At 74.6% G+C, this 7,285-nt stretch carries 8 protein-coding genes; 4 read left to right on the top strand and 4 right to left on the bottom strand.

Features of this window, described 5'->3' with window-relative positions:
- Positions 1-61: 61 nt before the first annotated feature.
- The 3 genes from GFJ45_RS14305 to GFJ45_RS14315 all read right to left on the bottom strand — a co-directional run bounded on the left by GFJ45_RS14305 (position 62) and on the right by GFJ45_RS14315 (position 1,686).
- Positions 62-670: a 5-oxoprolinase subunit B family protein gene (locus GFJ45_RS14305; protein ID WP_153398376.1), complete on the bottom strand. Its 609-nt coding sequence runs from the start codon at positions 668-670 to the stop codon at positions 62-64.
- On the bottom strand, positions 670-1,452 hold the full coding sequence (locus tag GFJ45_RS14310; protein ID WP_153398378.1) for a LamB/YcsF family protein: 783 nt from the start codon (positions 1,450-1,452) through the stop codon (positions 670-672). Before GFJ45_RS14310 ends, GFJ45_RS14305 begins: the two co-directional genes overlap by 1 nt.
- A 69-nt stretch (positions 1,453-1,521) precedes the next feature.
- On the bottom strand, positions 1,522-1,686 hold the full coding sequence (locus tag GFJ45_RS14315) for a hypothetical protein (protein ID WP_153398380.1): 165 nt from the start codon (positions 1,684-1,686) through the stop codon (positions 1,522-1,524).
- Positions 1,687-1,752: 66 nt separating this feature from the next.
- Between GFJ45_RS14315 and lpdA the strand changes: the two genes are divergently transcribed.
- The 4 genes from lpdA (at position 1,753) to GFJ45_RS14335 (ending at position 6,818) form a co-directional block, all read left to right on the top strand.
- A complete protein-coding gene (lpdA, locus tag GFJ45_RS14320) occupies positions 1,753-3,159 on the top strand; it encodes a dihydrolipoyl dehydrogenase (RefSeq protein WP_153398382.1) in 1,407 nt (468 codons plus the stop codon).
- Positions 3,160-3,246: 87 nt separating this feature from the next.
- Positions 3,247-5,157: a 2-oxoglutarate dehydrogenase, E2 component, dihydrolipoamide succinyltransferase gene (gene sucB / locus GFJ45_RS14325; protein WP_153398384.1), complete on the top strand. Its 1,911-nt coding sequence runs from the start codon at positions 3,247-3,249 to the stop codon at positions 5,155-5,157.
- Positions 5,158-5,190: 33 nt separating this feature from the next.
- Positions 5,191-6,147, top strand: a complete 957-nt coding sequence (locus GFJ45_RS14330; RefSeq protein ID WP_153398386.1) for a TIGR01777 family oxidoreductase — start codon at positions 5,191-5,193, stop codon at positions 6,145-6,147.
- A gap of 17 nt (positions 6,148-6,164) precedes the next feature.
- The gene (locus GFJ45_RS14335; RefSeq protein WP_153398389.1) at positions 6,165-6,818 is read left to right on the top strand and encodes a DUF5701 family protein; all 654 of its coding nucleotides are present in this window, start codon (positions 6,165-6,167) and stop codon (positions 6,816-6,818) included.
- A 96-nt stretch (positions 6,819-6,914) separates the two neighbouring features.
- On the opposite strand, the gene GFJ45_RS16480 is transcribed toward GFJ45_RS14335, so the two are convergent.
- A partial coding sequence (locus GFJ45_RS16480; RefSeq protein WP_194288688.1) for a hypothetical protein occupies positions 6,915-7,285 on the bottom strand: 371 nt, incomplete at its 5' end.

A 7,285-nucleotide genomic window follows, 5' to 3' on the forward strand; every position in this document is an offset into this window, starting at 1 on the left:
CGCTCGACCACCAGCGCCGGCCCGGACCGCTCCGCCGCCGGCGGCGGGCTCCCTGGTCCGGTCACGCCTGCTCCACGAACCGCACCGGGGTGCCGGGCACGAGCAGGGCCGGCGGGTCGCGGTCGGCGTCGAACACCTCGGTCAGCGCGGTCCCGATCAGCTGCCAGCCACCGGGTGAGCGCCGCGGGTAGACGCCGGTGAACTCCCCCGCCAGCGCCACCGCACCCGCCGGCACGGCGGCGCGTGGCGTGTCCCGGCGCGGGACCGACCAGGCGTACCGAGCACCGGTCAGGTACCCGAACCCGGGTGCGAACCCGCAGAACGCGACCGTCCACTCCTCGCCGGCGTGGCGCCGCACCAGCTCGGCCGGGTCGATCCCGAGCAGCCGGGCCGCCTCAGCCAGGTCCTCCCCGTCGTACCGCACCGGCAGCTCCACCGGCTCCCGGCCGGCCGCCCCCGGTGGCCGCGGCCGCAGGTCGCGCACCCGGGCCGCTACCTCGGCGGGGTCGGCGTCCGGGGCGAGCGCCAGCAGGATGGTGCGGGCCGCCGGGACCACGTCGAGGACGCCCTCCGGCCGGGCCTGCTCGAGGGCCGCGTGGTGGGCCAGCACCTCCCCGAGGTCGGCCAGCTCCAGCAACAGCCCGTGGCTCCCGCTCGGCAGGACGCGCATCAGGACCGCGGCGGACCGGCGGACCCGGGGACGAACGGGACCAGCTGCTGTCCGGCGTCCTCCAGTGCGGCGCGCACCTGCCGGGCGATCCCGACGGCCCCGGGGGTGTCACCGTGCACGCAGATGGAGTCCGGGCGTAGCCGCAGCGGGTCGCCGTTGACGTCGGTGATCGCCTCCCCCCGCGCCATCGCGACGCAGCGGGCGGCGATCTCGGCGGCGTCGTGCAGCACCGAGCCCGGCAGCCGGCGGGACACCAGGTGGCCCTCGGGGGTGTAGGCGCGGTCGGCGAACGCCTCGTGCGCGGTCTCCAGCCCTGCCTCGCGCGCCTGGTCGAGCCAGACCGCGCCGGGCAGCCCGAGCACGGTCAGGGCCGGGTCGTAGTCGCGGACCGCCCGGACCACGGCCGCGCCCTGCTCCTGGTCGGTGACGATGGTGTTGTAGAGCGCCCCGTGCGGCTTGACGTAGGCCACGCGCCCGCCGGCGGCGCGGGCCATCCCGTCCAGCGCGGCGACCTGGTAGAGCACCTCCTGGGTGAGCGTCTCCGGCTCGACGTCGATGAACCGGCGGCCGAACCCGGGCCGGTCCTGGTAGCTCACCTGGGCCCCGATGCTGACCCCGGCCGCGACCGCCTCCTCGCACACCCGGCGCATGATCACCGGGTCCCCGGCGTGGAACCCGCAGGCCACGTTGGCGCTCGTCACGATGCCCAGCAGGGCGCTGTCATCGGTCAGCCGCCAGTGGCCGTACCCCTCGCCCAGGTCGGAGTTCAGGTCGATGCTCATGGCGCTCCCTTCCCGGTCCGCGGGCCTGGTGCCCAGTCTGCTGCCGCCGAGCCCGTCGCGCACCAGCCGTCAGCGCGGCGACTGGTCCTTGCTGGACCGCTGGTTCCCGCTGTCGATGGCGAGGAAGGCGGCCCCCAGCGCGACGAACGCCGCCCCCAGCGCGACGTTGTCACTGAGGAAGAACACCAGCGCGGCCGCGAGGAAGACCACGCTCACGCTTCGCATCGCTCTCATGGGCCGAGCCTACGCGGCCCGGTCCGCTCCGGGCCCTCGGCTCCGGCCGGGATCCCGGGTGACAAGATGGCCGCCATGACGGCCTCAACGACGAGCGACGCCAGCACCACCCACGACATCGTCATCCTCGGTGGAGGTAGCGGCGGCTACGCGTGCGCGCTGCGCGCCGCCGAGCTGGGGTTGCGCGTGGCGCTGGTGGAGAAGGACAAGCTGGGCGGCACCTGCCTGCACCGGGGGTGCATCCCGACCAAGGCGCTGCTGCACGCCGCCGAGGTCGCCGACGCCGCGCGCGAGGGGGAGCGGTTCGGCGTGCGCGCCTCGCTGGAGTCGATCGACCTGCCGGGGGTGCACGCCTACAAGGACGGGGTGGTCGGGCGGCTGCACCAGGGTCTGCAGGGACTGGTCAAGGCCGCCACGATCGACTACGTCGAGGGCGAGGGCCGGCTGACCGGACCGCGCGCCGTGCAGGTCGGTGAGCAGACCCTGACCGGGCGGCACGTGGTGCTGGCCACCGGCTCCTACGCCAAGACGCTGCCGGGCCTGGAGCTCGGCGGCCGGATCGTCACCAGCGACCAGGCGCTGACCCTCGAGGAGCTGCCGGACCGGGCGGTCGTGCTCGGCGGCGGGGTGATCGGGGTGGAGTTCGCATCGGTATTCCGCTCCTTCGGTGCCGAGGTCACCGTGGTGGAGGCGCTGCCGCGGCTGGTGCCGGCCGAGGACCCGGCGGTGGCCAAGGCGCTGGAGCGCGCGTTCCGCAAGCGCGGCATCACGGCCCGGACCGGGGCCCGGTTCGCCTCGGCCACCCAGGACGAGGCCAGCGGCACGGTCACCGTCGAGCTGGAGTCCGGCGAGGCCCTCGAGGCCGACCTGCTGCTGGTGGCTGTCGGCCGGGGGCCGGTCACCGACGGGCTGGGGTTCGAGGACGCCGGCGTCACCCTGGACCGCGGGTTCGTCACCACCGACGAGCGGCTGCGGACGGGGGTCGAGGGCCTCTACGCGGTCGGTGACATCGTGCCCGGGCTGCAGCTGGCGCACCGCGGGTTCGCGCAGGGCATCTTCGTCGCCGAGGACATCGCGGGGCTGGGCCCGGCTCCGATCGACGAGGCCGGGATCCCGCGGGTCACCTACTGCGACCCCGAGATCGCCTCGGTAGGGCTGACCGAGGAGCAGGCCCGCGAGCGGTACGGCGAGGTGAGCACCTACGAGTACAACCTCGGGGGCAACGGCCGCTCCCAGATCCTGGGCACGACCGGCTTCGTGAAGCTGGTGCGCGCCCCCGACGGGCCAGTGGTCGGGGTGCACATGATCGGCGGCCGGATGGGCGAGCAGGTCGGCGAGGCGCAGCTGATCTACAACTGGGAGGCGCTGCCCGACGACGTGGCGTCGCTGGTTCACGCCCACCCGACCCAGAACGAGGCCCTCGGCGAGGCCCACCTGGCGCTCGCGGGCAAGCCGCTGCACGCCCATTCCTAATCTGCGACGCTTGCCTCGACCCGCTCCTGCCCACGTGACCGCCCCACCAATAGACTGCGAAGACCCCCGGACGAGGAGACGCTGAGAATGTCTGAACGTGTGACCATGCCGGCCCTGGGTGAGTCCGTCACCGAGGGCACTGTGACCCGCTGGCTCAAGAGCGTGGGAGACACGGTCGAGGTGGACGAGCCGCTGCTGGAGGTGTCCACCGACAAGGTCGACACCGAGATCCCCTCCCCGGTCGCCGGCACGCTGCAGGAGATCCTCGCCGAGGAGGACGAGACCGTCGAGGTGGGGGCCGAGCTGTGCGTCATCGGGGAGGGCGAGGCGCCCTCCGGTGACGGCGACGGGCCGGAGCAGGCCGAGCAGGAGGAGGAGCCCGAGCCGCAGCAGGAGCAGCAGCCCGAGCCGGAGCCGGAGCAGGAGGAGCAGCCCGAGCCCGAGCCGCAGCAGGAGGAGCCGTCCGGGGCTCCCTCCGGCGGGGGTGACTCCGGCGGTGAGACGGTGACGATGCCGGCGCTGGGTGAGTCGGTGACCGAGGGAACCGTCACCCGCTGGCTGAAGTCGGAGGGTGACACGGTCGAGGTGGACGAGCCGCTGCTGGAGGTCTCCACCGACAAGGTCGACACCGAGATCCCCTCCCCGGTGGCTGGTGTGCTGACCAGGATCCTGGCCCAGGAGGACGAGACCGTCGAGGTCGGCGGGGAGCTGGCCGTCGTCGGCGGCGAGCCCTCCGGGGACGGCGGTGGCGCCGCCGACGAGGCCAAGGACGAGCAGGCCGAGACCGCCGGGGCGACCGAGGAGGCCAGCCAGCAGCCGGAGACCGAGGACACCGGCACCGAGCAGGCCCGGGAGGCCGCCGACACCCAGGAGCAGCCGGAGCAGGAGCAGCGCGGCGGCGGTGACCTGGCCGAGGACCAGCGGCTGCACGAGGACGTCCCCGAGGCCACCGACGAGCAGCGCGACGAGGCGACGGGCGAGGACCACGAGGCGACCGGCGTCGGCGTGCAGGCTTCCGGTGGGCCGGCCGAGGGCGAGTCGCGTGACCGGTCCGAGGAGGTCTCGGCCTACGTCACCCCGCTGGTCCGCAAGCTCGCGGCCCAGCACGGCGTCGACCTCAACAGCATCGAGGGCACCGGCGTCGGCGGCCGCATCCGCAAGCAGGACGTGCTGGACGCGGCCAAGAAGGCCGAGCAGCCGGCGGAGGAGGCGGCCCCGGCCGCTACCGCCGAGGAGAGGCCGGCCGCGGCCCCGGCCGGGAAGAGCTCGCAGGCGGTCGAGGCACTGCAGGCCAAGCGCGGCTCGCGGGAGAAGATGTCGCGGCTGCGCAAGGTGATCGCCACCCGGATGGTGGAGTCGCTGCAGACCAGCGCGCAGCTGACCACGGTGGTCGAGGTCGACGTGACCAAGGTCGCCCGGCTGCGCAACCGCACGAAGGTCGACTTCGAGAAGCGCGAGGGCGTGAAGCTGTCGTTCATGCCGTTCTTCGCGCTGGCGGCGATCGAGGCGCTCAAGGAGTACCCGAACGTCAACGCCAGCGTCGAGGGCGACGAGATCATCTACCACGCCCAGGAGAACCTCGGCATCGCCGTCGACACCGACAAGGGCCTGATCGTCCCGGTCATCAAGGACGCCGGCGATCTCAACATCGCCGGGCTCGCCCGCAAGATCGCCGATGTGGCCGAGCGGACCCGGACCAACAAGATCGGCCCGGACGAGCTGGGCGGCGGCACCTTCACGCTGACCAACACCGGCAGCCGGGGCGCGCTGTTCGACACCCCGATCATCAACCAGCCGCAGGTGGGCATCCTCGGCACCGGCGCGGTCGTCAAGCGCCCGGTCGTGGTCGCCGACGAGGACGGCGGGGAGACCATCGCGATCCGCTCCATGGTTTACCTGGCGCTCACCTACGACCACCGGATCGTTGACGGTGCCGACGCGGCGCGGTTCCTCAGCAGCATGAAGACGCGCCTGGAGGACGGCAGCTTCGAGGTCTGAGGCGACGGCGCGACCGCACAGGGAGGTGCTGCCATGACCCCGCCCCGCAGGACGGTGGCGATCACCGGCGCGAGCGGGCTGATCGGCAGCGCCTTGTCCACGGCGCTGCGGGAGCGCGGCGACCGGGTGCTGCACCTGGTCCGCCGCGCCCCGCGGGCCGTCGAGGAGCTCCCGGACGGGGTCCAGGAGGCCGACTGGGAACCCGAGGAGGCCCGGCTCGACCCGGCCGTCCTCGAGGGCGTCGACGCGGTCGTCCACCTCGCCGGTGCCGGCGTGGCTGACCGCCGCTGGACCGACTCCTACCGGGCCACCCTGCGCCGCTCCCGGATCGAGGGCACCCGCGCGGTAGCGGCCGCGGTCGCCGAGCACGGGGGCGGGATCCGGCTGCTGTCCGCGTCGAGGGTCAGCTACTACGGCGAGCGCGGCGCGGACGTGCTCACCGAGGACAGCGGCCACGGGACCGGCTTCCTCGCCGAGCTGTGCCGCGACTGGGAGGCCGCCACCTGGCGCGCCCAGCAGGCCGGCGCGCCGGTGGCGCACCTGCGCAGCGGCATCGTCCTCTCCCGCGACGGCGGGGCGATGGGACGGCTGCTGCCGCTCGCCCGGTTCGGGCTCGGCGGGCCGCTCGGCTCGGGCCGGCAGTACTGGTCCTGGATCACGCTGCACGACCACGTCCGCGCGGTGCTGTTCCTGCTCGAGCAGCGCCAGCTCACCGGTGCCGTCAACGTGACCGGGCCCTCCCCGGCCCCGCAGGCCGAGGTCGTGAAGGAGCTGGGCGAGCAGCTGCGCCGACCCGCGCGGGTGCCCGCGCCGACCATCGCGCTGCGGCTGGCCCTCGGCGAGATGGCCACCGAGATCCTGGGCAGCCAGCGTGCGCTGCCGACGGTGCTGCAGGATGCCGGGTTCTCGTTCGACCACCCCCACCTCGAGGCCGCGGTGCGCTGGCTGGTGGGCACCGAGCCGGTCGCGCCCGGACCGGTGCCGCGCTGAGCGGCGGCGAGGAGCTGATGGGCGACCCGTCCGCTGGCCTGCCCAGCGACCTGTCCGCCGAGCTGGACCGGCAGCTGCAGCGGCTGCTGGACCTGGGCTACCCGGCCCTCGCCGGCCTCACCGCTGACGAGCTGACCGCGCGAGTCGCCTCGCTGCGGGACCTCGTCGCCGGTCGACCGGTCGAGACCGGCGCCGGGACGGTGCCGGTGCTGCTCGTGGTGCGCGACTCGCTGGTGCCGGTCGCCGCGGCCGTGGAGCGGGTCCGGGTGCGTGGCCGCGCCGGGTGGACGGACATGGCCGGCGAGCTGAGCGGCTACCGGCCGATCGCGGGGGTGGACCTGCCTCCAGGCGAGGTCTACCTGCTGCTGGACGTCTCCACCGGGCCGGACACCCTCGGCGTCGCGCCGCGGGAGGCCCTGCCCGGGATCGTCGCGGCCGGCCGCACCCCGCTGACGATCGAGGAGGGACTGGCGCTGATGACCCACCGTCCAGAGGTGTTCGCCGAGCACAACGCCTACCAGGCGCTCGGTTCCCGCGCGGCCAACAAGCGGATCCCGAGCTTCTGGGTCAGCAAGGGGGCCCCGCGGCTGGGATGGTGCTGGGAGGGCAACCCGCACAGCTGGCTCGGGGCCGGGTCGGCGGCGACCCGGGTGGGCGCGGCGGCCGGCTGACCTGCGGTGTCGCCGCCCCGGGCCGGGTGCTGACTGCTGCCCGCCTGCCGGTCGCGCTGCCGCTGGCTCCGAACCGGCGTGACGGCGAGTGCGCCCTCAGCTGTCGTCGCCCGTCGGCCGCCAGTCGTGGATGCGCCACCCGCCGGGACCGCTGGTGAGGACGACACACACGTCGTGGGCCTGCGCCGGCTCCGTGATCCCACCCGCTCCGGCAGGTCCTCCCGTGATGCGGTAGGCGGCTCGGCTCACCTGGGCGGTGACCACGCGCCGCCCCGGCCGGTCGCGGACGACCTCCGCGCCCGCCACCGTGAAGGCCAGCCCGGGATAGGTCACGCCCAGCCCGACCGCCTCCTCCAGCGCCGCCCGGTCGTGCGCCATGGCCGGGGACCCGCGGGCCAGCGCACGCTCCAGCGCGCCGGTGCCGGGCTCGCGCCAGGCCTCGGCGCGGGCGTCGAGCAGCCGCTGCA

Source organism: Ornithinicoccus halotolerans, assembly GCF_009602535.1.
In the GTDB taxonomy this organism is placed as follows: Bacteria; Actinomycetota; Actinomycetes; order Actinomycetales; family Dermatophilaceae; genus Ornithinicoccus; species Ornithinicoccus halotolerans.

Coding starts and splice junctions, on each gene's coding strand:
- GFJ45_RS14310 (WP_153398378.1), bottom strand. CDS start 1,452: ATGAGCATCGACCTGAACTCCGACCTGGGCGAGGGGTACGGCCACTGG.
- sucB (WP_153398384.1), top strand. CDS start 3,247: ATGTCTGAACGTGTGACCATGCCGGCCCTGGGTGAGTCCGTCACCGAG.
- lpdA (WP_153398382.1), top strand. CDS start 1,753: ATGGCCGCCATGACGGCCTCAACGACGAGCGACGCCAGCACCACCCAC.
- GFJ45_RS14305 (WP_153398376.1), bottom strand. CDS start 670: ATGCGCGTCCTGCCGAGCGGGAGCCACGGGCTGTTGCTGGAGCTGGCC.
- GFJ45_RS14330 (WP_153398386.1), top strand. CDS start 5,191: ATGACCCCGCCCCGCAGGACGGTGGCGATCACCGGCGCGAGCGGGCTG.
- GFJ45_RS14335 (WP_153398389.1), top strand. CDS start 6,165: ATGGGCGACCCGTCCGCTGGCCTGCCCAGCGACCTGTCCGCCGAGCTG.
- GFJ45_RS14315 (WP_153398380.1), bottom strand. CDS start 1,686: ATGAGAGCGATGCGAAGCGTGAGCGTGGTCTTCCTCGCGGCCGCGCTG.